Annotated in this window: 22 protein-coding genes and 1 riboswitch; of the genes, 7 read left to right on the top strand and 15 right to left on the bottom strand. The window is 58.9% G+C overall.

Annotated features, from left to right (window positions below):
- Window positions 1-238: 238 nt before the first annotated feature.
- The gene (repC, locus tag CCGE525_RS35020) at window positions 239-1,531 is read left to right on the top strand and encodes a plasmid replication protein RepC (protein WP_120708924.1); all 1,293 of its coding nucleotides are present in this window, start codon (window positions 239-241) and stop codon (window positions 1,529-1,531) included.
- Between the two features lie 223 nt (window positions 1,532-1,754).
- Here repC and CCGE525_RS35015 read toward each other — a convergent pair whose 3' ends face one another.
- Entirely contained in the window at window positions 1,755-2,222 is a 468-nt protein-coding gene (locus tag CCGE525_RS35015) for a helix-turn-helix transcriptional regulator (RefSeq protein WP_120708923.1), read from the bottom strand.
- An 813-nt stretch (window positions 2,223-3,035) separates the two neighbouring features.
- Between CCGE525_RS35015 and bioB the strand changes: the two genes are divergently transcribed.
- From bioB to CCGE525_RS34990, 5 genes are read left to right on the top strand one after another with little or no spacing between them, the layout of a single operon-like run.
- Window positions 3,036-4,019 (top strand): biotin synthase BioB, encoded by a 984-nt coding sequence (gene bioB, locus CCGE525_RS35010; RefSeq protein WP_120708922.1) that lies wholly within the window; start codon window positions 3,036-3,038, stop codon window positions 4,017-4,019.
- On the top strand, window positions 4,016-5,161 hold the full coding sequence (locus tag CCGE525_RS35005; protein WP_120708921.1) for an 8-amino-7-oxononanoate synthase: 1,146 nt from the start codon (window positions 4,016-4,018) through the stop codon (window positions 5,159-5,161). The genes bioB and CCGE525_RS35005 overlap by 4 nt, the downstream gene beginning before the upstream one ends.
- Window positions 5,158-5,796 carry a dethiobiotin synthase gene (bioD, locus tag CCGE525_RS35000; RefSeq protein ID WP_120708920.1) on the top strand — a complete coding sequence of 213 codons (639 nt, stop codon included), beginning with the start codon at window positions 5,158-5,160 and terminating at the stop codon, window positions 5,794-5,796. The genes CCGE525_RS35005 and bioD overlap by 4 nt, the downstream gene beginning before the upstream one ends.
- On the top strand, window positions 5,793-7,061 hold the full coding sequence (locus CCGE525_RS34995; RefSeq protein ID WP_120708919.1) for an adenosylmethionine--8-amino-7-oxononanoate transaminase: 1,269 nt from the start codon (window positions 5,793-5,795) through the stop codon (window positions 7,059-7,061). The genes bioD and CCGE525_RS34995 overlap by 4 nt, the downstream gene beginning before the upstream one ends.
- The gene (locus CCGE525_RS34990) at window positions 7,058-8,047 is read left to right on the top strand and encodes a beta-ketoacyl-ACP synthase III (protein ID WP_120708918.1); all 990 of its coding nucleotides are present in this window, start codon (window positions 7,058-7,060) and stop codon (window positions 8,045-8,047) included. Before CCGE525_RS34995 ends, CCGE525_RS34990 begins: the two co-directional genes overlap by 4 nt.
- A 150-nt stretch (window positions 8,048-8,197) precedes the next feature.
- On the opposite strand, the gene CCGE525_RS34985 is transcribed toward CCGE525_RS34990, so the two are convergent.
- The 3 genes from CCGE525_RS34985 to fixL all read right to left on the bottom strand — a co-directional run bounded on the left by CCGE525_RS34985 (window position 8,198) and on the right by fixL (window position 11,547).
- On the bottom strand, window positions 8,198-8,872 hold the full coding sequence (locus CCGE525_RS34985; RefSeq protein WP_425375941.1) for a helix-turn-helix domain-containing protein: 675 nt from the start codon (window positions 8,870-8,872) through the stop codon (window positions 8,198-8,200).
- A gap of 508 nt (window positions 8,873-9,380) precedes the next feature.
- Window positions 9,381-10,010: a response regulator FixJ gene (gene fixJ / locus CCGE525_RS34980; protein WP_120708917.1), complete on the bottom strand. Its 630-nt coding sequence runs from the start codon at window positions 10,008-10,010 to the stop codon at window positions 9,381-9,383.
- Window positions 9,997-11,547: an oxygen sensor histidine kinase FixL gene (fixL, locus tag CCGE525_RS34975; RefSeq protein WP_425375940.1), complete on the bottom strand. Its 1,551-nt coding sequence runs from the start codon at window positions 11,545-11,547 to the stop codon at window positions 9,997-9,999. The genes fixJ and fixL overlap by 14 nt, the downstream gene beginning before the upstream one ends.
- A 214-nt stretch (window positions 11,548-11,761) precedes the next feature.
- On the opposite strand from fixL, the gene hemN reads away from it, so the two are divergent.
- A complete protein-coding gene (hemN, locus tag CCGE525_RS34970; protein WP_120708915.1) occupies window positions 11,762-13,114 on the top strand; it encodes an oxygen-independent coproporphyrinogen III oxidase in 1,353 nt (450 codons plus the stop codon).
- Between the two features lie 173 nt (window positions 13,115-13,287).
- Here the strand turns inward: hemN and CCGE525_RS34965 are convergent, their stop codons facing one another.
- The 11 genes from CCGE525_RS34965 to ccoG all read right to left on the bottom strand — a co-directional run bounded on the left by CCGE525_RS34965 (window position 13,288) and on the right by ccoG (window position 24,129).
- The gene (locus CCGE525_RS34965) at window positions 13,288-13,512 is read right to left on the bottom strand and encodes a hypothetical protein (protein ID WP_120708914.1); all 225 of its coding nucleotides are present in this window, start codon (window positions 13,510-13,512) and stop codon (window positions 13,288-13,290) included.
- Between the two features lie 226 nt (window positions 13,513-13,738).
- On the bottom strand, window positions 13,739-14,350 hold the full coding sequence (locus CCGE525_RS34960; protein ID WP_120708913.1) for a thiamine phosphate synthase: 612 nt from the start codon (window positions 14,348-14,350) through the stop codon (window positions 13,739-13,741).
- Complete coding sequence (locus CCGE525_RS34955; RefSeq protein ID WP_120708912.1) at window positions 14,347-15,120, bottom strand: thiazole synthase; 774 nt, start codon at window positions 15,118-15,120, stop codon at window positions 14,347-14,349. Before CCGE525_RS34955 ends, CCGE525_RS34960 begins: the two co-directional genes overlap by 4 nt.
- A gap of 2 nt (window positions 15,121-15,122) precedes the next feature.
- Entirely contained in the window at window positions 15,123-15,320 is a 198-nt protein-coding gene (gene thiS / locus CCGE525_RS34950; protein ID WP_120708911.1) for a sulfur carrier protein ThiS, read from the bottom strand.
- On the bottom strand, window positions 15,320-16,291 hold the full coding sequence (gene thiO, locus CCGE525_RS34945) for a glycine oxidase ThiO (protein WP_120708910.1): 972 nt from the start codon (window positions 16,289-16,291) through the stop codon (window positions 15,320-15,322). Before thiO ends, thiS begins: the two co-directional genes overlap by 1 nt.
- A 1-nt stretch (window position 16,292) precedes the next feature.
- Entirely contained in the window at window positions 16,293-18,119 is a 1,827-nt protein-coding gene (thiC, locus tag CCGE525_RS34940; RefSeq protein WP_120709181.1) for a phosphomethylpyrimidine synthase ThiC, read from the bottom strand.
- A gap of 92 nt (window positions 18,120-18,211) precedes the next feature.
- A riboswitch (TPP riboswitch) is annotated at window positions 18,212-18,323 on the bottom strand.
- A gap of 193 nt (window positions 18,324-18,516) precedes the next feature.
- Window positions 18,517-19,197, bottom strand: coding sequence for an OmpW/AlkL family protein (locus CCGE525_RS34935; protein WP_120708909.1), 681 nt, complete (start codon window positions 19,195-19,197; stop codon window positions 18,517-18,519).
- Window positions 19,198-19,617: 420 nt separating this feature from the next.
- Window positions 19,618-19,779: a cbb3-type cytochrome oxidase assembly protein CcoS gene (gene ccoS / locus CCGE525_RS34930; protein ID WP_120708908.1), complete on the bottom strand. Its 162-nt coding sequence runs from the start codon at window positions 19,777-19,779 to the stop codon at window positions 19,618-19,620.
- The gene (locus CCGE525_RS34925; RefSeq protein WP_120708907.1) at window positions 19,776-22,076 is read right to left on the bottom strand and encodes a cation-translocating P-type ATPase; all 2,301 of its coding nucleotides are present in this window, start codon (window positions 22,074-22,076) and stop codon (window positions 19,776-19,778) included. Before CCGE525_RS34925 ends, ccoS begins: the two co-directional genes overlap by 4 nt.
- Window positions 22,073-22,558, bottom strand: coding sequence for a FixH family protein (locus tag CCGE525_RS34920; RefSeq protein WP_120708906.1), 486 nt, complete (start codon window positions 22,556-22,558; stop codon window positions 22,073-22,075). The genes CCGE525_RS34925 and CCGE525_RS34920 overlap by 4 nt, the downstream gene beginning before the upstream one ends.
- Window positions 22,555-24,129, bottom strand: a complete 1,575-nt coding sequence (gene ccoG, locus CCGE525_RS34915) for a cytochrome c oxidase accessory protein CcoG (RefSeq protein WP_120708905.1) — start codon at window positions 24,127-24,129, stop codon at window positions 22,555-22,557. Before ccoG ends, CCGE525_RS34920 begins: the two co-directional genes overlap by 4 nt.
- Window positions 24,130-24,488: the final 359 nt, after the last annotated feature.

Raw genomic sequence — 24,488 nt, 5'->3', positions numbered from 1 at the left:
TTGTTAAGATATGCTTTCCGCATTACCCACAACGATCCCGACGCATGAGCCGGGCTTGAAACGGAGATGACGAAACCGACCAGAAAAAGAAAACCGCTCCCGAAGAAATCCGGAAGCGGGTCTGTAAGAGAATAAATTAAGCCAAAACCTTTCTCGCAGACCCTTCCTTCCTTGTCAACAAAAAACACCAATTTGGTGAACGGCGGAGCTTTGCCTGGTCCCGAATGGAGACGAGGACATGGACGATACGACCCCCCATCAGCGGCCAGTCGGCCGCAAGATGACGCCCCAACGCGCCGAATTCCGGCGCTTGGCACAATCGGCAGAAGTCGGAATGGTGACCCGTGCCCAATTGGCGGTGCTTGCTCAAAATCTGACTTGCACAGGTCTGATAAACGGAACCGAAAGCCATCTTTTGCTGATATTGATCAACACCGCTCCCGCCGATGCCTTCGACAAATCGGGGCAACCAATCGTCTTCAAATCAAACCGTCAATTGGCATTTGAGGTCGGACGCTCGGTCGGTCGGGTCAGTCGAATGCTTTCCCGGTTTTTCGATCTGGGTTTGATCACGATGCAGGACAGTGGAAATTATAAGCGATATCCGATCAGAAACAGTGACGGCGACATAACGGATGGATGTGGGGTCGACCTACGAATATTAATCGCGCGCTATGGCGAGCTCGATCGCCGTGTAAAAGAGATCCGGGCGGAGAAGAAGGCGACCGAAGCGGCGCTGCGACGCTATCGAGGCGCGTTGCGAAATACCCGTTATGCACTGGCTGCCGCTGATCTTAGTGCAACAGCGCGCCGACGCGTCGCCGACCGTATCGAGCGCATCAGCAATTATGTCGGCATTGCTGCCAAGGCATCCAACTATCTGCTACGTCGTGCGACCTTCCTTCTTGAATGGTCCATCGACCGGCTGATGCAGCTCGCCCCTCGACGGCAAGGCCAGCGTGAGGCAGAAAAAACGACATGTTTAGATGTCGAAAACGACATGCACAAACAGATTACACCTCCTTATCAATCAGAACGTAGTAATGGCCAAGCTGGTTCGGTTCATGCCGGACGACTTGGTTTTCCAAAAGCCGGCGCCGCCAGCAACTGGGCCTTGGAACAAAGCGCGGCGGCCCGGCCAGGCTCAATCGGCGAGCGCGACACTCGGCGGCAGGCCCTGGTTGCCCTCAAGGATGTCATGCGTGCAGCGCCGACGCTTAAGGAGCTTGGATGCGCTCCCAACAACTTTCGGGACCTTGTTCGGCTGACACCGATGTTGTGCCGCTTCACCGGGATTTCAGAGGGTATCCGTAGCAATGCCGTCGCGACGATGGGCGAACTGCAAGCAGCAGTCGCAGTGGCAATTACCCTTGAAAAAACCAACCGGCAGGAAGTCGCCTCGCCCGGCGGGTATTTGCGGGCAATGACTGAGCGGGCTGCCGCGGGCAAATTACATCTTGCCCGCTCGGTCTTCGGGCTGGCCGCCCGCAGCGGTCCGGAGGCATTTGACCGAACCGTCGGGCAAACTTAGCTGACGGCCGATGGCGATATCATCATCGGCGTTGCGGCAATCGGCGCATGCGATGATCAAGCAGAAATGAAAGGATGTGGCCTCACGCCGCGCAAGTGCGACGTCGTTATTTCAGAAAGAGGATGATGGAGAACATCTTTGGCGAGATCACCGGTTAAGAGGAGCGTCGGCTGGCCGGGTGGTTCATGGCCAAGATCCGAGCTTACCAACGCTTGATGTCTCGTCAGATCGGGTTGTCGTCGGCGGTCATGCGCCTCAAGAGCCGAATGAGGTCGTGCGTTGCGTCGCTCGGAAGCTTTCTGACTATTCGATCCAGCGTAAGACGATCCTCGGCTTCCTCCTGCGTGCGCCCCCAAAGATGCGGCGCGGCTTCAAAGATCATATCTATGGGCGTGAAGCCGAGAATCTCACAAAGATGGATCATTCGGGTGACCGTCATTTTGGAAAATGCCCGTTCGTAGCGACCGTAGACAGGTGTCGACAGACCGAGCATTGGCGCAATATCTGCGCGAGAGAGGCCCTTGGCCTCGCGCGTTTTTTTCAGAAAGGCGCTGATCAGTTCTTCCATGTCTCCCAGCGTCGTCACGTTGCCGTCAAAACCGGGCTTCCGATAGATCGGCTTGTCGACTTCCGGATCGGTGGTGTCCACGAGGCCTTTTGAACTTTTGTAGCTTGCTAGATCTTGCGTCACCGCTCGTCCCTTTTTCCAGCAAATTGCTGGTTGGCTTGGCTCACATCGGAATCGACTTGGATCATCTGTTTCCGCCGCTTTTCAGTCGTTTTCCATACCTTCATGAACGATCTTTTTCGCTTATAACAACTTTAAAGCGTTTAGCCAAATTGCTTCAGTAAACGCCTGGCCGACGCACTCAAATCTGGGGCGCAATATCGGCGGTCGGATTTGAAAAGGAGCAAAAGTTCTTCATCGCGACCGCGTCCTCATGATCACTATTGCCTTGAAATACGGTCGAAATTGGCGACATGCCTCGAAGCGGCTCAAGATAGTTGTTCGCGGTCATCATACGAATCCCACGTCAACGGCCGACCCGAACGTGCGATCCATTTTCGTGTTTGTTTATATCCCATTTGGTTAATTGGAAAAGCAAGATTTTGACACTGATCAAAGATCTGCAGGAAGGCTTGGCTGGTGCGCTCACTTTCCAGTTGAATCCGCGCGACTTTGTGAAGCCACCGCGGACGAATGACCGAGACAGAGCACTCTTCGCAAACTGACCCCGCGAAAGTCCTTTTGCGCCGGCATCGCCGTTTGCGCAGCTTGTTGCGGCACCAGTCGCTTCAACCCCGGATCGAGCAGCCTAATTTAAAGGCCGACGAATAGACCTTCGAGGAACTTCTGTCTCGGATCCGCCGCCGCGACCGTCCGCCTCACCTATTGAACCTTCGGCGGTCACCGCCATATGAGCCCCTTGCCTGGCAGCTCACAGGATTATAGATAAATCCGGATTTTATCGATAATGATTCTGCAACGAGACGGAGATGTTTGATGGCTCTGCTGCGAATAAAGGATGGGCGCAAAGCCCTACGATTAGGTCATTCCGAAGCAGAAAAAATCTATAATTTGCCATTCAGCGACCTACTGTTCCGCGCGCACGGCGTGCATCGGTTGAACTTCGATCCCAACGCCGTGCAGATGAGCCGGCTTCTTTCGATCAAGACCGGTGGCTGCGCCGAGGACTGCGGCTACTGCAGCCAATCAGCACACTATCCAACGGGGCTTAAAGCGTCGAAGCTCATGGAGGTCGAGCGGGTTGTCGCCGAGGCGGCCAAGGCAAAAGAGGGCGGTGCAACGCGTTACTGCATGGGCGCTGCCTGGCGCGGCCCGAAAGAACGCGACATGGAAGCGATCGTTGCGATGGTTCGCGGCGTCAAGGCGCTCGGCATGGAGACCTGCATGACGCTTGGCATGCTGTCGACAGGGCAGAGCGCCGAACTCGCGGCTGCAGGCCTCGACTATTACAACCACAATATCGATACTTCCGAGCGCTTCTACAGCGAGATCATCACCACCCGCACCTTCGCCGATCGACTGGAAACGCTTTCGAACGTACGCGACGCCGGGATCAAGGTCTGCGCCGGCGGTATCCTTGGCATGGGGGAAACGGCTGACGACCGCATCTCCATGCTGGTGACGCTCGCCAACCTGCCCTCGCCGCCGGAAAGCGTGCCCATCAACATGCTCATTCCGATCCCTGGGTCGAAGCTCGCCGATGCCGCGCCGATCGATCCCATCGAGTTCATCCGCACCATTGCGCTTGCGCGAATTCTGATGCCGCAATCCCATGTGCGCCTGTCGGCTGGTCGGACTGATATGAGCGACGAGACACAGGCGCTCTGTTTCTTCGCCGGCGCCAATTCCATCTTCGTCGGCGATACGTTGCTGACCGCCGACAATCCGGGGGAGGACCACGACACCGGCCTTTTCCGCCGCCTTGGCTTGAAGCCCATGGAACTGGAGCCGCGTGCATGACAGGCGCGGGCCTCGCGCGGTATCGCCGGAGATTGAACGGGCTCGAACGCAAGGGGCGGTATCGGGCCCTCCTGCCGCAAGGGGGCGTCGACTTCACCTCGAACGACTATCTGGCACTCGCCAATTCTCCGCGCCTCAAGGCTGCCATCGCCGCAGCGATCGAACGGGGCGTGCCGGTTGGTGCCGGCGGCTCGCGGTTGCTGCGCGGCAACCATCCGGAGCATGAGGCGCTCGAAGCCGAGGCCGCCGCTTATTTCGGCGTGGAACGCTGTCTCTATTTTGGAAGCGGCTATGCCGCCAACGTCGCGCTCTTTTCGACCCTGCCGCAGCGGGATGACCTGATTGTTCATGACGTACTGGTACATGCGAGCGCGCATGAAGGCATCTCGGCAAGCAAGGCACCATCGGTCTCCGTGCCGCACAATGACGTCCAGGGCTTTGCCGAGGCCATTCAAAAATGGCGGACTGCTGGCGGCGCCGGCCATCCGTGGATTGCCGTCGAAAGCCTCTATTCGATGGATGGCGATCGGGCTCCTCTGACCGAGCTCGCCGAACTGGCCGATCGGCATGACGGCTTTCTGGTGATTGACGAGGCCCATGCGACGGGCGTTTTCGGTCGCGGTGGGCGCGGATTCGCCCACAGCCTGGAGAGCCGCGACAACATCGTCGTCCTCCACACCTGCGGCAAGGCGCTTGGTAGTAGCGGCGCGCTGGTCGGCGGTAGCGCGGTGCTATGCGACTATCTCATCAACCGGGCACGCGGCTTCATCTACTCGACCGCGCCATCGCCGCTTATGGCTGCGGGCGTGCGCGAGGCGTTGAGGGTTCTTGCCGACGAGCCCGAACGCCAGGCCTCTCTGGAAGCATTGCAGACATTCGCCAACGCGGAGCTTGCTGCGACATTTGGCGCCGACGGTAGTGGCTCGCAAATTCTGCCGGTTCCGATCGGCGACAACGCACTGTGCTTGCGGATTGCAGCACGGATGCGCGACGAAGGCTTCGACATCCGCGCGATCCGGCCGCCAACAGTACCCGAAGGCACGGCAAGGCTCAGAATTGCCATCACGCTGAACGTCGACAGGACGACGATATCGCACATGTTCGCGCAGCTCGCCGCCGTTATCGCGGAGGAAAAACCGTGACGCTGAGGCTTGTGGTCACCGGCACCGACACGGGCATCGGCAAGACCGTTTTCTCGGCAGCCCTGACGGATGCGCTCGGCGCTTCCTATTGGAAGCCGGTCCAATCCGGCCTCGAAGGCGAAACGGACAGTGAGACGGTGCAGCGGCTTGGTCGGATACCGTCGGAGCGCATCATGCCGGAAGCCTACCGGCTGCAGACACCGGCTTCGCCGCATCTTGCGGCCAGGATCGACGGAGTCCGGATAGAGGCCGAAGCCCTTATTCCGCCCAGCACCGATGCGCCGCTGATCATCGAAGGCGCAGGTGGATTGCTGGTGCCGCTCACCGAAGAGATCGTCTTCGCAGACGTCTTTGCCCGCTGGCAAATACCCGTCGTCCTTTGCGCCCGCACGGGCCTCGGAACCATCAATCACATATTACTATCGCTGGAGGCGCTGCGCGCCCGGTCCATTCCAGTTTTCGGCGTCGCCTTTATCGGCGTTCAACAAGCGGATACGGAAAGCATCATCGCAAAGCTGGGGCAGGTCCGTTTACTCGGACGACTTCCAAAGCTCGATGCGCTCACACCGGAGCTTCTGCGGCAGGCCTTTAGCGAAAATTTCGACATAGATCTCTTCCGCAAGGAGCCGGCATGACGTGTTCGCCCGTATGGCATCCCTTTACGCAGCACGCGCTCGAACCCGTGATGAAGCGTATCGCAAAAACCGAAGGTGCCTATCTTGTGGACGAAGATGGCGCGGCCATTCTCGACGCCATCTCCTCCTGGTGGGTGATTACCCACGGCCACCGTCATCCGGTGATCATGGATGCGATCCGGCGCGCCTGCGAAACCTACGACCAGGTCATCTTCGCCGAATATACCCATGAACCGGCCGAAGAGCTGGCCAGAGGCTTGATCGAGGTCGCGCCTGCTGGGCTCAAGCACGTCTTCTATTCCGACAGCGGCTCCACCGCGGTCGAGGTGGCGCTGAAGATGGCGCTCGGCTTTTTCCATAACACGCAAAAGCCGCGCAGCCGCATCGTGGTGATGGAGCACAGCTATCACGGCGACACGATCGGCACGATGTCGGTCGGAGAGCGTGGTGTGTTCAACGCCGCTTACGAGCCGCTGCTTTTCGAAGTCGACAGGCTGCCCTTTCCGACGATCGGCGAGGAGCAGGCCACGCTCGATGCGTTCGAAGATGCTTGCCGGTCAGGCGAGGTGGCGGCGCTCCTCATCGAACCGCTCATTCTCGGAGCGGGCGGGATGAAAATCTATCGAGCCTCCCTGCTCACCGAGCTGAAGCGAATCGCCGAGCGATACGGCGCTCTGATGATCGCCGACGAAGTGATGACTGGCTGGGGCCGGACGGGCAGTCTGTTTGCCTGCGAGCAGGCGCATGTAACCCCTGATATACTCTGCACATCCAAGGGCTTGACGGGCGGCGCGCTGCCGCTGGCGGCAACGATCTGCAGCCGCGAGATATTCGATGCGCACCTCTCGTCGGACCGGCGCAAGACTTTCTTCCATTCCAGTTCCTATACCGCCAACCCTATCGCCTGCGCGGCGGCGGTGGCCAACCTGAAGATTTGGAAGACTAACCCCGTGGGGGAGCGCATCGCAAAGCTCGCAGAGCGCCAAAGCAAGGGGCTCTCCCGCTTTGAAGGCGATCCGCGGTTTGACAATATTCGTCAGATCGGCACGATCGCCGCGCTTGATCTCGTCGTGCCGGAAGGCGGTTACCTCTCGGAGGTCGGGCCTCCCCTTCGGGCCTTCTTCCGTAAGCGAAGGCTGCTGATCCGTCCGCTGGGTAACGTCATCTATCTGATGCCGCCTTACTGCATTACCGCCGATGACCTTGGCCGGTCGTATGACGCGATTGGCGAGGCAGCGGGCCTTCTTGCGGCTGGGCGGCTATGAGGGGGGCGCGGTCATCTTCTCTGGCGGGCGTCGGCCACGCCGTACCCGATCGGCGCGTCGATAATGCCGAGATTGAAGCGCGGCTCGGCCTGGAGCCCGGCTGGATCGAGCGCCGGACCGGTATCCGCGCGCGCCACTGGGTTGACGATGCGGAGACGCTCAGCGGACTTGCGGCAAAGGCCGCTGAGGCTGCCCTTTGCGACTGCGGCATGGCGCGTGACGACATCGCGCTGACCCTGCTCGCCACATCGACGCCCGATCATCTGCTGCCACCCTCTGCCCCGCTGCTGGCGCATCGCCTTGGCCTTCAAAATAGCGGTGCGATCGATCTTGCCGGTGCATGTTCCGGCTTCCTCTACGCGTTGACGCTTGCCGACGGCTTTGTCCGCACGCAGGGACGGCCGGTCTTGGTCGTCGCGGCCAATATTCTTAGCCGGCGGATCAATCCGGCCGAACGGGCGAGCGCCGTTCTCTTCGCGGATGCCGCCGGCGCTGTCGTATTGGCGCCATCAAGCGATACGGAGAGGGGCATTCTAGGCGTGGACCTCGCCTCAGACGGAAGCCGTTATGATCTGATTTCCATTCCGGCCGGTGGCAGCAACAGGCCCTTCGCACCGGGTATGGCGGTAGAGGATTTCCTGATGACGATGCGCGACGGTCGCGAAATGTTCACGCAAGCGGTGGACATGATGGCGACCAGCGGCGCCCGCGCGCTCGCTGCCGCCCATCTGGATGCGGCAACGATCGACCGCTTCGTGCCGCATCAGGCTAACGCCCGCATTTTCGACGCCGTTACCGACAGGCTTGGGATCGATCCGGGAAAAACTGTGCGGACGATCGAAACCTATGGAAATTCTTCCGCCGCGACGATCGCGCTCTCCCTGTCAGTATCGCATCGGGCCAAGCCGTTCGTTTCGGGGGAAAAGCTGCTACTGACAGCCGCAGGAGCGGGCCTGACCGGAGGTGCTGTCGCTTTTGGCACATAGCCCGGCAACATGATCCAGGTGAACGTATCCGAGAATGAAATCAGCTGATGCGCGTCCGCCGAACCATGTCCAAGACGAAATGGTGGCACACAGGATGGAAGACAACCACCTGCTGCTGCTGCGACCTGCAACGCGGCTGCATTGCACTGATCAACCGGCTCGTGCAGGCTCAGATGGCGAGGCGGCATCTCCACAGAGCGAACGAAGAGCATCGGGGTTCATAATGTAGACTATCCTCGCATGTCGCAGGGCGATGACGCTACGCTCCCTCAATTCGGTTATGGCGCGCGAAACCGTCTCGATTGTCAGGGCGAGATAGTCGGCAATATCCTGCCGCGACATGGCGAGTGTTAGCTGCCGAGTGCCTCCCAAGCGGTTGGAGAGATCTGTCAAAAATAAAGCGACCCGCTCAATGGCAGACTGCCGTCCGATAACCACCAGGTGTTCCTGAGCACGCTCCATGCCGTCTACCGCAAGCGCCAGAAGTTCCGGCAAATGCTGCTGGACAGGGCCTCGCTCAAACACCGCCATTCTTGTCTCGGCGATGGCTTCGGCAAAAAACCGATGCTGAGGGCCAGCTTCGAAGCCGAACATTTCCCCCGCAAGATGGAAGGAAACGACCTGGCGACCTCCGTTCGCGAAGACGCGGGATACCCGAACAGCTCCAGCAGAAACCTGAAAACATTTATCCGTGGCGTCGCCTTCTGCGTATATCTGTTCGCCACGCTGACACGTCACGATCGAGTGTGCTCTCGGTATTTGCGCCCTGACGATTTTCGCGGGCATCGCGCAACTCGGTACTGCGGTCTTAACATTGGCATGCATCTCATATCCCCCATCGTCCGGGGGAGATTGCCGGTTCTTATCACGGTAATAAATTCGGTTTCATCACTAAGAAAAATTACTTAGGCGCAACGCTGGACGGTCTCATTGCCACTTTATCCATATCCGCTTTAAGACCTGTTCGTCATTGGAAGCGGCCGCTCACAACCGTCCTGAGATCGTGCTGCTGATCGATTTGGTCGGAAGGACCAGGGCAGCCTGGCCGCCACTGCGGGCGCTCAATCGATAAGCAGATGGCATGTCACCGCAGTTTCTGCAGAAATTCCGCGCGACTGGCTCGATCTCATGCTGACGTCCGGTCGCATGACGCGCTTTTTTCGAGGAGTTTCTCCGTCCGAGACATCGCAGGACCTAGGTGAATAGTCCTTCAACTTTAAGCGCACGGGCCAAGGGCAGAGATCACCGGAGATCCCAACGGTTCCCTGGAGATCGAGCATTGTCATTCCGTTTTGCATTAATGGCTTGCGCTAGAATGCCGCGTACGGCGAGATCAAGGCCGCGAAGACGGCTCGAAGTCGACAGCGAGAGCCATGCGGACAAGATGCGGAAGGTTTTTTGCTTTCATTTTCGACATGACGCTGGCGCGATGAACGTCCACCGTACGACGGCTGATGTCGAGGTCATGTGCGATCGATTTGTTCGGACAGCCGGCCACCACAGCAAAGAGCACCTGGCGCTCCCTTTTGCTCAGGGTTCGGACGCGTGCTTGAATGGAGGCGATCTCGTCGACATTAGCATCAGGGCCGCGCAAACGCTCTGAGGCTCGTTCGATCGCCTCTATTATCACGCTGTCCTCGAAAGGTTTCTCTATGAAGTCGAGTGCACCCGCTTTCATGGCTTCGACCGCCACCGGCACATCGCCATGTCCGGTGACCACGATGGAAGGAATGGGGATCTTTTTCACGCCAAGTTGGCGGATGAGATCAAGACCTGACATCTCGGGCATCCTGAGGTCAGTGATAAGAATTCCCCTGTGGACGTGCGGGGCGAAGGAAAGAAACGAGATGGCCGATTGATGCGCCTTAACGGCATAGCCGTTCATGGCCAGTATGAAGACGAACGATTTGCGCATCGGCTCCTCGTCGTCGACGATATGAATCGTAAAGTCAGTTGGTTTCATCCGTTTTTCCTTCCACATAGGCGGGAAGCGTGAACTGGAAGGCGGCTCCACCAGCAGCGTTTTTTGAGACTGTCATTTCACCTCCATGGGCTTCGACAATACGTTTCGAGATCGAAAGGCCGATCCCCATCCCACTCGCCTTGGTCGTGACGAACGGCTTGAAGAGCTCCGCGGCAATTTCTTCCGGAATGCCTCCGCCGGTGTCTTCCACGATGACGGCGACTTCGCCCGCTTCGGTTGGCATCGTGCGGATCGTGAGCTCGCGATGCTCGACGTGGCGCATTGCCTCTATGGCGTTTCGCATCAAATTGATGAGGACCTGCTCGACCTGAACACGATCGACCATCACCATCTCAGCGCCGGGCACGTATTCGAATACAGTCCTGACGCCGTTTTCGCGGCAACCGACAAGCGCCAGCGCGCCTGCTTCCTTCACCACTTTGCGAATGTCTTCGGGTGCCCTTTCCGTTTCGCCTTTCGTGATAAGCCCCTTGAGATGTTTGATGATCTGTCCCGCCCGAAGGGACTGACTTGCGATCTCCTGTAGAGCATCTCGCATCTCCGTTGCGACGGTGTTGTTCCTGTCGCGCAAGAGCCTCGTGCACCCACAAGCGTAATTTGCGATCGCCGACAGAGGCTGGTTCAGCTCGTGCGCAAGGATAGATGCCATTTCGCCCATTTCGCCCAAACGGGCCAATCTCGCCAATTCCGCCTGGATGCCTTCGAGGCGGGCGGCAGATTCTTCTCGCTCCGTCAGATCTCTTATGAAGCCGGTGAAAAACCGTTCACCGCCCGATTCCATCTCGCCCACGGTGAGCTCCAAGGGAAAGGTCGATCCATCATTTCTTCGCCCGACGACGACGCGATCGATGCCGATGATGCGCTTCTCGCCGGTTTTAAGGTACCGTTGCATATAGCCGTCGTGGTCGCCTCGATGAGGTTCGGGCATTAATATTCGCAGGTTCTCGCCGATGACTTCCTGTTCTGCATACCCGAACTGCCGGATGGCGGCGGTGTTGAAGGAAACAATCGTGCCATCGCTAGTACTGACCACCGCAGCGTCGGGCACTGTGTCCAATATCGATCTCAGATGCACATCGCGGGCTGTGACGACAGTCTCAAACTTGACGATGGCGTGTCTCGTCGCCTGCAGCGCCTCTCCCATGCAAGCAATCAGCAGCACCGATGCGCCGAAGAAAACCAATTCGACAACAGTCGGATCGGCGGCATCGTGTAGTCGCTGAACAAACACAGCCGAGGCAAGCGACGCGCCCGCGGAAAGAACAATCGGTTTCAAGCCGCCGACCATTGCGACGATCAGAATAGCGGGAGTAAACGACAATAGAGTTAGGTTGTCGCTGATGAACTGCGATAGGGCCAATCTCAGTGCGAGAACGCCTAACGGTGCCGCCACGATAATATAGCCGGCGATCGGTTTGCCTCGCCACCTGACGAACATCTTACCGATTCGCGTGGTCCTACCAACGCTTTGTGAACGCACTCCGTCATCCACCAGAGGATTAGGTGCTGTCGCCATGCCGAGCCTCTCGACTGTCAGAGCAAGATTGAGCCGAACGCTCTTCATTGACTAACCGCGGCTCCCATCATCATTCGCATGTGGGTCGGCGTACGACCGCAGAACATAAATCAAGAGAAGTCCGAAACACTTTTTGTTGTCGATCAAAGAGCTATGCAAAGCGCGTGCCTAAGATGCCACGCATTCCCAACCGCTCTCTGTAGAAGGATTTCGAATGCAATCGGCTCTTATTGTAAAATATGGCGAGGAGCGCCTGCCCCGCTACACGAGCTACCCGACATCGCCGTGCTTCACACCCGATGTTGATGACAGCACCTATGGCGACTGGCTTACCGCCGTCCCGCTGGAGAAGGCGGCATCGCTTTACGTGCACATACCGTTTTGTCGGTCGATGTGCTGGTACTGCGGCTGTCACACGACGATCACGCGCGGCGACCGACCGATCGTCGACTATCTGCAAATGCTGCGCGAGGAGATATGCCTTGTATCTGCAAGGACGAAAGCGCCGATCAATATCGACCACCTACATTTCGGTGGGGGAACGCCAACAATCATGGGGCCGAAAAAATTGCTAGGGCTGATTGAGCTTCTGCATGAGCATTTCGGTTTCACCGATTCCACCCAAATCGCGTTGGAAATCGATCCGAGGACGCTAGATCAAGAGATGGCGACGGTTCTCGGAGAAGCGGGGATACACCGAGCAAGCGTCGGAGTGCAGACCTTCGATCCAGTGGTGCAGAAGGCGATCAACCGTATCCAAAACATTGAACAGACGATGCAGGCGGTTTCTCACCTGCGTCGGGCGGGCGTCGATAGCATCAATTTCGATCTTGTGTATGGCCTGCCACACCAGACGGTCAAATCCTGCATCGAGACGACCAAGGCCGCAATCGAGATGTGTCCTGACCGTTTCGCAGTCTTCGGCTATGCGCACGTACCTTCCTTCAAAAAGCATCAGCGACTGATCGACGAAGTCGCGCTCGCCGACGCGGAAAGCCGCATTGCCCAGGCAGAGGCAATCGCGGAAAACCTTCTTGCAGCCGGCTATCGCCGCATTGGGATCGACCATTTCGCTCGGCCAGGCGACAGTCTGGCGATTGCGCAGGCAAACGGACAACTGCACCGCAACTTTCAGGGCTATACGACCGACGCATGTGAAACGCTCATCGGGTTCGGTGCGTCGGCGATTGGCCGCATGGCAGGCGGCTACGTTCAGAATGAGATACACCCCGGTCGCTATGCGAAGCGGATTGTATCCGGGCGTTTGGCCATAACGAAAGGCTACCGCTCGTCGGCCGAGGATCGACTGCGGGCAAGCGTCATCGAGCGCCTGATGTGCGACTTCCAAGTCGACGTCCCGGCGTTGGCTGCTGTACAGGGCTTGGAGTCCGGCGCACTTCTCGACGGTAATGTCAGGCTTGCCATGCTAGAGGCCGACGGAATTCTTGAAAACACGGGCGGCGTTATTCGTTTGCGGGAAGAAGGGCGATTCCTGATCCGCGCCGTTGCCGCCGCTTTCGATTCGTACCTGCTGCAATCGGCGCGGAACTACAGCAAGACGGCTTAAAGTTCTTCTCTGCACTGCCGGAATCATACCGGGGTAAGGGGCGGGAGCGGCTTCGACGTGTCAGTTATATCGCCGGGAAGCCGCTTGGTTTCTAAGCGGCTTGCCGGGGCCGGACGAAGAGTTGTTGGCAGCCATCTTGCGCTCGCACCAACGAACGCGGATGGAACCGAAAACTAATTTGCCGCAACTCTTCGAGCGAGGGCCATCACATATTCATCTGCGATATCTGCCAAGGTCAAAGCGACCTCGGATTCCTTCCAACCGGCGGCAACAGCCGTTAGCACGAACTCTCGAAATGCCCCGGTCAGTACCTCCTCGCGCTCGACAACGCGATAGGGGTCATTCGCGGCGTGCTGAGGGGCGCTGATCTTTATTGTTGTCGGTCGGATAGGTGTCATTGAGACGTCCCCCTGAAGGTATGACTTATTGCAGATTTGTCCTGCACCTCTGTCTTAACTGCATCGCTATTATGCTTCTTTTCTAAAAGGTTAGGCGGGGTGTGTCGTTAGCCATGCATCCGGGAATTTGCCGGAGCGTCCATTTTTGCAATTGCTGGTTCGAAATTCTTCGCTTTAGGTGTGGGGGCGGTGTCCCGACGCTGCGGCCACAAACGCCGGATGACGTTCACGGGTACCTCAAGGTCTTGGTTGTTGCGATCCATTCCCTGGTTTTCTGTTCCGGATTCTCGCTCAAGACAATATCGGTTACGACCGCCGCACTATCGGCCCCATTTTCGAACACGCCGGCAATGCGCTCCACGGTCAGTCCACCAATGGCGACAAGCGGCAGCCGGCCGATGCGGCTCTTCCAGTCGCGGATCCGGTCGAGCCCCTGCGGCGCCCAGGCCATGGCCTTGAGAATGGTCGGATAGATCGGTCCGAGGGCGATGTAGTCGGGTTCGGCGGCAAGCGCCGTCGCCAACTCCGCCTCGTCATGTGTCGATAACCCCAGTTTCAGTCCGGCGGCGCGAATGGCAGAAAGATCGGCGGCGGCAAGATCCTCCTGGCCGAGATGGACGAAATCGCAGCCCTCTTCGATCGCGAGCTGCCAATAGTCGTTGACGATCAACTGGCATCCGTGCGCCGCACAGACTGCTTTTGCCCGCCGGATATCTATGCGTATATCCGATAGCGCCCGTTCCTTGACGCGCAGTTGCACGAGTTTGACACCAAACGGCACCAGCCTTTCGATCCAGGCGGCACTGTCGACGATCAGATAGAAGGGATCGAGCTTCACGCGAAAACCGCCTTTCCGATTACGGGTGTCGACGGAACCGCCATGTCGCGCGGCTCCAGCATGCCGGCGCCGAATGCCTGGTGGCCGGCCTCAATGGCCTTGGCGAAGGCTTCCGCCATGGTGGCGGGATCGCCGGCGCCGGCAACCGCGGTGTTGAGAAGGACCGCATCGAAACCCAGCTCCATCACCGTCGTTGCATGCGACGGGCGGCCGATGCCCGCGTCGACGATCAGCGGCACATCTGGAAAATGCGCGCGCATGGATCGAAGGGCGGAAAGATTGAGCGGCCCCGCCGCGGTGCCGATCGGCGCGCACCAGGGCATCAACACCTTGCATCCCGCCTCCAGCAGGCGCTCGGCCACGACCAAGTCGTCAGTCGTATAGGGAAAGACCTCAAAGCCATCGCTTGCGAGAATGCGGGTCGCTTCCACCAGCGCGAAGACATCCGGCTGCAGCGTATCGTGATTGCCGATCACCTCCAGCTTGATCCAGTTGGTCTGAAACACCTCGCGCGCCATCTTGGCCGTCAGCACGGCCTCGGATACGCCATGGCAGCCGGCGGTGTTGGGAAGAACGCTGACGCCGAGCGCCCGGATCATGTCGAAAAATGCGCCGCCATTGCGTCCACCGGCCATTTCACGCCGCAGTGACACGGTGACAATCTCCGTCCTGGATCGCCTGACGGCCTCGGCCAGGACGGCCGGCGAGGGATAACGCGCAGTGCCGAGAAGGAGTCGCGATCCAATCTGGGTTCCGTAGAGATCAAGCATGGTCAGCCTCCCTGCATCGGGGTCAGGATTTCGATCCTGTCATTGTCGTTCAGAAGGTGATCGTCGCGATCCTCGCGATGAACGAGTTCGCCGTTGACGGCGGTCGCCAGCCACTCGCCCTCATAGGCGAGCGCGGCCAGAAGCTGCGAAAGTGTGGTTGCGGCAATCGTCTCGGGTTCACCGTTTATGATCAGGCGCATCAGCGGCTCCTTTGCTTCGTTGGCCCGGAAAAGACCATGTCCGCAGCTTCAGCCGCCATGGTCGGTGCCAGTAAAAAACCGTGGCGATAAAAACCATTGAGGAAGATGACATTGGCCTCCCGCATTACGCGGGGAAGGTTGTCTGGAAAGGCCGGGCGTATGCCTGTGCCAGTTTCGACGATGGTGGCATCGGCGAAAGCGGGATGCAGCGCATAGGCGGCGTTCAGCAGCTCCATCAGCGAGCGGGCGGTGATCTGCCCTTGGAAGTCCGTTTCAATCATTGTCGCGCCGACCAAGAACAGGCCCTTGCCGCGCGGCACGATATAGACCGGAAAACGCGGATGCAGCAGGCGGACAGGCCGCGCAAGGGCGACTTCCTCCGTCTGCAGATAGAGCATCTCGCCCCGCACACCGCGCAACTCCCGGCTTTTGCCGATGCGCGCGGCCCCGGTGCAATCGACGATGCCAGGGAACTCGCGGTCATCCGCGATTTCATTGACGAAGGTCACACCCTTCACCAACAAATCCGCTTTCAGTGAACGTAGCGCCTCGCGCGCGTCCAGATGGGCTTCCTGCGGAAAGAACAGGCCTTGCCGGAAGCGAACGGCAAGCCAAGGCTCGAGGACGGGGATTTCGTCTTCGTCAACCCAACGATAACCCGTCGTGCGGCTAGCGAATCGCTTCAGCTCGCTTTGATCCCGGTTCGGCGCGACGACAAGCGTGCCGTTGCGAACGACTTTGCCCGGCAAAATCGCTTCCCATCGGTCGGCGGAATCCCGACCGCGTTCGAGCACGGCCTCATCGGCGCTTTCCCGCTCGCACCATGGCGCCAGCATGCCGCCGGCGAGCCAGGAGGCTGCCCGGTCGAAATTCTGGCTGGGATCTACGATTGTGACCTCAGCACCGCGGGTATGCAGTTCGTGAGCCACCGTGAGGCCGGCGACACCGGCTCCTTTGACGAGGATACGCATGTCACTCGGCCGGATGTGCGGTTTCATCGATCGGCATGTAGAGGTCGCCGCCCTCCCGGTATTTCGCGGCCATCGCTTCCAGCCCCTCCTTCTGCGCCTCGGCGCGGATGTCGTGCGAAATCCTCATCGAACAGAATTTCGGGCCACACATCGAGCAAAAATGCGCAACCTTATGGGCTTCCTTTGGCAGGGTTTCGTCATGGAAGCTGCGGGCGGTATCGGGATCGAGCGACAGGTTGAACTGGTCCTCCCAGCGGAATTCGAAGCGGGCACGCGACAATGCATCGTCGCGGATACGGGCGGCTGGGTGACCCTTAGCGAGATCTGCCGCATGGGCGGCGATCTTGTAGGTGATGACGCCGGTCTTGACGTCGTTGCGGTCGGGCAGGCCAAGATGCTCCTTCGGGGTGACGTAGCAGAGCATGGCAGTACCGAACCAGCCGATCATCGCCGCACCGATGCCCGAGGTGATGTGATCGTAGCCCGGCGCGATATCCGTCGTCAGCGGCCCAAGCGTGTAGAAGGGCGCCTCGCCACAGACGGCGAGCTGCTTGTCCATGTTTTCCTTGATCTTGTGCATCGGTACATGGCCGGGCCCTTCGATCATCACCTGGCAATCCCTGGCCCAAGCGATCTTCGTCAGTTCGCCCAGCGTCTCGAGTTCGGCGAACTGCGCGGCGTCGTTGGCATCGGCGATCGAGCCGGGGCGCAGGCCGTCGCCGAGCGAGAAGGAGACGTCATAGGCGCGGCAGATGTCGCAGATATCCTCGAAATGCTCGTAAAGGAAGCTCTCGCGATGATGATGGAGACACCACTTTGCCATGATCGAACCGCCGCGCGAGACGATGCCGGTTACGCGATTGACGGTCAGCGGGATGTAATGCAGTCGTACGCCAGCATGGATAGTGAAATAGTCGACGCCCTGCTCGGCCTGTTCGATCAGCGTGTCACGATAGACCTCCCAGGTGAGGTTCTCGGCAATGCCATCCACCTTCTCCAGCGCCTGATAGAGCGGCACGGTGCCGATCGGCAGCGGCGAGTTGCGGATGATCCATTCGCGGATGTTGTGGATGTTGCGGCCGGTCGAAAGATCCATCACGGTATCGGCGCCCCAGCGGGCGGCCCAGACCATCTTTTCGACCTCTTCCGCCATCGAGGAAGTAACGGCGGAATTGCCGATATTGGCGTTGATCTTCACCAGGAAATTCCGGCCGATGATCATCGGCTCGCTTTCCGGGTGATTGATATTGGCCGGGATGATCGCCCGGCCGACGGCAACCTCCTGGCGGACGAATTCCGGCGTCACATGATCCGGAATATGGGCGCCGAAACTCTCGCCGTCGCGAATCAAGGCCTCGGCTTTCGCCTTGCGGCCGAGATTTTCGCGGATGGCGATGAACTCCATTTCCGGCGTGATGATGCCGGCCCGCGCATAGGCAAGTTGGGTCACTGCCTTGCCGTCTCTGGCCCGCAGCGGTTGGCGTCGCCCTGGGAATTGCGGCGTCAGCCGCTCGCCGCTAACAAAACCGTTGTCCTCGGGGCGCACATGGCGGCCTTCATAGGCTTCGACATCGCCGCGAGTAAGCACCCAGTCGCGACGGAGCTGCGGCAGGCCTTGCTCGATGCGGATATCTGCCGCTTGGACAGTATAGGGACCGGAGGAATCATAGACGACGACCGGCGGCTCGCCCGAGGTCGGATGGACGCTGATCTCGCGCATCGGTACGCGGATGTCGGTGTGTATGTCTCCCGGAATGTAGATCTTGCGTGACGCCGGCAGCGGGCCGGTGGTGACGGTCGGGGTGAGGTTGTTTGCGGCAATGGTCATGGTTTGAGGCTCCAAGTTGCAGTTGGAGACCCAGTCAATCAGCCGGAATGATGGAAAGACGCCGGCATGGAACCCACGCGGGAATCCGAAGCCTTCGAGCGCTTGCACCGTCCCTACGCCAGTATGAACTGGATCAGGTTCAACGGGTCACTGCGCACGCTAGCAGTATCTCAGCCCCTTGCCGGGACCCCCCTGGTGAATAGGAAGATGCTAATGCTTGCCAGATGAAGCTGTCAAGCCGGCAGCGATCTGCGTTGATTGGTCCTGCATGCTCTCCATTTGACGAACCTTTCGGGAGGCGTGGTAGAAGCTGCTGCCTGCAATGTCGTTCTTGACCATATCGCAAGCGCTTCTTCTATCGCAAAAGGGGTTGCTGGTCGCCCAGAAGCTTCATCGACTAGAAACGATAGGTCACGCCGGCGCCGAGCAGCCATGGATCGAGCTTAGCCTTGCCACTGACGCCAGCGCCACCGACATTGGCATCGAAATCAGGCCTCAGGAATATTTTTTTCGCGTCGAAGTTCATGCCCCAATGGTCGTCGATCATATAGTCGAAGCCAGCCTGCAGGGCGACACCGAATGTGTTTTTGACATCGAGGCTGCGCGCAGTTTTTCCTGACTGGTTGTAGAAGACCGTGTAGTTGACGCCGGCGCCGACATAAGGCCGAAAAGCGCCAAGCTCGGTGAAATGGTATTGTAACGTGAGCGTTGGCGGCAGCAGCCAGGTCTTGCCAATCTCGCCAAGCGCTGAAATCGAGCCGCCGCCATGGACCTTGGCGTAAGTGGTACCGAGGATGAGTTCCGCAGCGATATTCTCGGTGAAGAAATACGAGATATCGAATTCTGGTATGATCGTGTCCGAGAAGGAAAGATCCGAACCCGGCAATCCGTCGACGCGTCCAGAATCGGTGGTGACCACACCAAGCGCCCGCAGCCGCATCTGCCATGGGCTTCGGTTCGCCACCGCGCGGATGGGAGCCTTAGCTTGTGGTGTCGGCAGATCGGCAGCTTCTGCAGTGCTAACGGCAACCAATGCTGCGGCAGCGACGATGGCACGTGCGATGTCGTTGGAAGTCATCCTTGTCTCCTTCGATCCGAAATTCGTTCAGTCGAGGAGCAGTAGCATCGGCTGGCTCGCCATGATTTGAGGCGGCTCAACTAAAGGAGATTAGTCTGTTTATCGCGGACAAACCCGCTCCTTCTGTGGCAGTTTCGCAACAATAAGACACGTGAAAAGGTGCTTGCTGCGGCGAATTTGGCGCAACAGTAGCAAGGACGGCGGGAAAGCCCTTTTGCTGCGGCTTGACGGTATACTTTCGTGTTTGGCATGAGACGAGATCGACTATTCCCAGGCGATCGGAAAGCCGCGGGCAACATCAACCCGGTTTCGGCTGGTCATTGCGGAAGCAGGCTGTTCGAGCGGGACCGTCGGTGATTCGCAGCGCTTGCGAAACCAAGGCAATTTTATTCCTTGTCAACTGTGCTTGCTATTCTCGTTTTATTGCTCCTCATCGGGTGCATCACCCTCATTCCCTAGAATGCGCCAGGAAGCGCCTTCCAAATCGTCATACTGCCCGCTCTCAAGCGACCACAGAAATGCTCCAATGCCAAGCGCACCCATGAACAAAGCAAGCGGGATCAAATAGATCAGCACGCTCATGAAATGGAGACCTCCTTCTGCGGGGCGGGATCGGCAGCACGAGCCTCGCATACCAACCGAACTCGCCACCCATTCAGGCGCAATGTATTCGTCACGACTATCAGCGAAGAGCAGGACATTGCGATGGCTGCGACAAGCGGCGTGGCATGGCCCGCGATGGCGATGGGAACAGCGAGCAAGTTATAACCGATGGCAAGTGCGAAGTTCTGTCGGATCAAGGTAGTTGCTGTTCGCGCAAGTGAGATTGCTTCGGGAACCGCGTCGAGCCGGTCGTTAAGGAATACGAGGTCCGCAGCCTGCCGGCCGATGTCGGAAGCGGTCGCGGGCGCCATCGACACATGTGCTGCCGCCAGCGCCGGCGCGTCGTTGATGCCGTCGCCAACCATCATGACCCTGTTGCCGGCCTCGCTCAAACGGGCACACTCCTCCACCTTCTGCTTCGGATTGGATTCGGCAATCCACCGATCCATATGCAATGCTCGTGCCGTCGCCGCGACCACGGCTTGCCGGTCGCCGGACAGGATCATTGTCTGCAATCCCGCGCGACTAAGTTCGCCAATAGCCTCGGCTGCCCCGGGGCGAAGCGTGTCTTCGAAGTAGAAACGGGCGACTTCGATGCCATTCCTCGACAGCACGACCTCGCAGAGCGAGCCATCGGCTTCTTTTTCTTCGCGCGGCGGGATCAAACAAGCGAACCCCGTATTGCCGAGACGATATAGGCCGGCGGTGGTTTCGACCTCGAGGCCCGCGCCCGGAATCTCGACAACGCTGTCGAACCGTTGCCCGTTGCCACCGGCACTCCGCGGCAACGCCAGGGAGAGCGGATGGCGGGAATGCTCTGCAAGACCGGCCGCGATCGCCTTTTCCTCCGGCCCCACCTCCACCATCTCGACGAGCCGTGGCTGGCCCATCGTCAGCGTACCGGTCTTGTCGAACACGACGGTATCGATTTCAGCGAGCCGCTCCAAAGCGGACCCGTCCTTAATGATGATGCCGCGGCGAAACAGGCTGCCCGCGGCAACGACCTGGACGACTGGCACCGCTAATCCAAGCGCGCAAGGACAAGTGATGATCAGCACCGCGACCGCGACAAGCATGGCATGCTTCCAATCTCCGCCAAGGAAGCCCCAGGCAAGAAAGGAAACCAGCGCAAGCAAATGAACTGCCGGAGCGTAAAGGCTTGCTGCACGATCCGCGATCCTGCGATAGCGCGCCCTGCCCCCTTCTGCCGCCTCCATAAGGTTTATTATTTCTGCAAGCAGCGAGTTTTCCGCCGTCTTCGTCGCGCGAATGGTCAATGACGCCATGAGGTTCATCGCGCCCGATCTCACCTCCGCGCCGTTCGCGACGGCAACTGGCGTACTTTCGCCCGTGACGACGGTGAGATCCAGCTCGCCCGTGCCGGCGGTCACGACGCCATCGACAGGGATGCGTTCGCCCGCGCCAATGAAGACGTGATCACCGATGCGGATATCCTCAATCGCGGTGTGGCGCTTGCTGCCGTCGGCGGCTATTACCGGCGCGCCGCGTGGCGCAAGCCTCGCCAGGCTGTTGACGGCAGCCCGCGCCTTTTGCCGCATCATGTAATCGAGCGTGCGGCCGATAAGCAGGAAGAACAGCAACGACACGGAGGCGTCGAACCATGCGTGCTCCCCGTGGTGGATCGTCTCCGACAGTGAGACCGCATAGGAAAGCGTAACGGCCAGCGAGATCGGCACGTCCATGTTGGTGCGCCCGTGCTTCAGAGCATTCCAGGCAGATTGGAAAAAGAAGCGCCCGCCATAAATCAGCGCCGGTGCAGCGATCATCGCGGAGATCCAATGGAACAGGTCACGGGTTGCCGCATTCGCGCCAGACCAGACAGATACGGACAGCAGCATGATGTTTACGGCTGCAAAGCCGGAGACGCCGACAGCCAACAGCAATTGATTGCGCAGGCTGTCGGGCTGGTTCGATGCCAAGGCGGACGTCAAGAGGTGGACGCGATGGCCTGTCCCCATAATCGTGGACAGAATACCGGTAGGATCGACCGGCGCGTCCCCCAATCGCTCGATATAGATGCAAGTGACTCGCCGGGCGGTCAGGTTGACCCGGGCATGCTTTACATAGGGAAGTTTCTGCAACGCCCGCTCGATCGTCGAGATGCAGGCTCCGCAGTGCGCATCGGGAACGCTGAGGTCAAGTTGACGCAATCCATCCCCCAACGGATGGCTCGCAAGAGCGATCTCTTCAGCACTGAAAGAACGATAGCTCGATAGTCCCAATGTGCTTTCGGCGTCCATGGTGCGACAAGTCATTGCCCAAACTCCGCCGTATCGATGCGCACGGCTTCGTGCATCACCGTGACCTCTTTCTTTCGGGAAATGATTTCCACGATCCAGTCGCCTGGCTGAACGTGATGCGCGGCCCGGAAATGGCCTTCATCCTCTTTCACCAGATCCAGTCGGAAATCCTCGTGATCGCCGACCGGTCTCCTGAATTTCAGCGTAACGTCATCGACCGTTGCCGGCGGTCCGTCGCGATTGTAAATATCATAGTGGATGACGTCGCTGCGGACGGACAGATTACCGGAAATGCCGCCGGCGGCCATAGCGCGCATTGCCGCTGCCTTACCGTTGAATTCCTGGCTTGCGACATAGGTGTTTTCAACCACGAGCCCGCTCCATTCCGTAGACGCAAGAATTGCCATCGTAACGTTCACTCCAATGACCACGGCGAAGAACGCGGCCGTGACGATCAGCATGTGACGGCCGGTAAACGTGCGGGCTGCGGCTCTCATTTGCGTATGTCCGGTGTATTGAAGGTGGCATGGTAAGTTGCCCTGTCCTTTTGATTTTCGCCCTCTACGACAAACAGGAATTCGCTGGCGGCCGCAGCCCTTGCGTGTTGTGTCACGTACGCCTTGAACGTGGTGACCTGGTCCGCAGCTGCCTCGACGCTGAAGCTGCGTCCGCCTTCCTTCGACAGTTCCGGGATTTTCATCGTCGCGCCATCCAGGCCCTCGAGCCGAATTTCGATCTTGCGCGGCATCGGCACCATGTTGAGCACACGAAGCGAATACCCATTGCGGATCGAGCCGTCCGATTCCAGGACGTATTGCGGATTCCGATCATGGAGCACGTTCAGTTCCAGCCGTTCGCGCAGCGCCAAATGTGCGAGCATGGCCGCACCGATCGAAGCCCACATCGCTGCATAAAAAATGACGCGCGGCCTGAAGATCACCCGCCAGTTGAAATGCTTGATCTCCTCAACAAAGCTGCCGTCAGCATTTCTGATGAGATTAGGCTGCGCCAGGCTCCTTCCGCTATTGGTCGCAATACCTGCATTTGCCGTATAGTCGCGCAGGGTCGCATACGAGATCAGAGCGCGTGGCTTGCCGACCTTATCCATCACGCCATCGCAGGCGTCGATGCATAAGGCGCAAGTTATGCACTCCATCTGCTGGCCGTCGCGGATGTCTATCCCCATCGGACAGACTGCGGCGCAAGCGTTGCAGTCCACGCAATCGCCGACTGCCCGGCCCGCTGCCTGCGTCTTCTTGGCAGGCCGGGAGCGAGGCTCTCCGCGCCAGTCGTTATAGGTGACGACAAGGGAGTTTTCGTCGAGCATGGAGGCCTGTATACGCGGCCAGGGGCACATATAGATGCAGACCTGCTCCCTCATCAGCCCGCCAAGGGCATAGGTCATCAAGGTGAGAACCGCGACGGTGACGTAGGCAACGTCCGGCGCGTCTCCTTGGACTAAAGCGGATGCAAGAGAAGGCGCGTCCGCGAAATAGAAGATCCACGCGCCGCCAGTAAGAGCGCCGATCAGCATCCATATGGAATGCTTGGCGATCCGCTTCGCAATCTTTTTCGACGTCCAAGGGGCCGCATCGAGTTTCCCGCGCGCGTTGCGCTCTCCTTCGATCGCCCGCTCGACGACGAGGAAAAGATCAACCCATACTGTCTGGGGACAGGCGTAGCCGCACCAGGCTCTGCCTACGACGGAGGTCAGGAGAAAAAGGCCGAAGCCGGCCATCACCAGCAGGCCTGCGACATAGTAAAACTCTTGCGGCCATATCTCGATCGAAAAAAAGAAGAAGCGACGGGACCCAAGGTCGAAAAGGATTGCCTGATCCGGAGCATAAGGCCCGCGCTCCCAGCGGATCCAGGGCGAAAGATAATAGATGCCGAGCGTAATCAACAGGACGATCCATTTGAACCGTCTGAACCGGCCGTGCGCCCGTTTCGGAAACACTTTCTTTCGCGGCGCATAAAGCGGTTGGCGATTGCGCCGGGCGCAAGCGTCGTCGATACTTGGCCGTTCGGCGCGATCGTCATGTGGGCTGGGAGCCGTGTTGAGGTTCATCGCATGCCACCCTGATGATGATCCTCATCTCACATTGGACGAGCCGAGCGTTCTTGACACAAGGCTGGGAGAGAGCGAGCCGTCGGCTCAATCAAAAGGAGAGCCACACTCCGGGAGGGGTGTGGCTCGGAGGAACTACGGGGGAGAAGCCCGCAGGGACGTCCTCCAGCGCCGGATAATATCAGCTTGCGATCCTGCAATCTTTGCGTGAAATCAAAACGTGGCCAAAATTTCCAATCTCGCAGATAGGCTTTTGACCGCTAGAACCCAACGGCTTTGTTCAAATGGAAATTTGTTTGTGATCGATGCTGACGACGTCGCGCGTCGGACGCGAAGAGGATTGTATAATGCTGAGTTTT

It is taken from the genome of Rhizobium jaguaris, assembly GCF_003627755.1.
GTDB classification, from domain to species: domain Bacteria; phylum Pseudomonadota; class Alphaproteobacteria; order Rhizobiales; family Rhizobiaceae; genus Rhizobium; species Rhizobium jaguaris.
The sequence above is the reverse complement of the archived record's forward strand: the minus strand, read 5'-3'. Positions and strand labels throughout refer to the sequence as shown.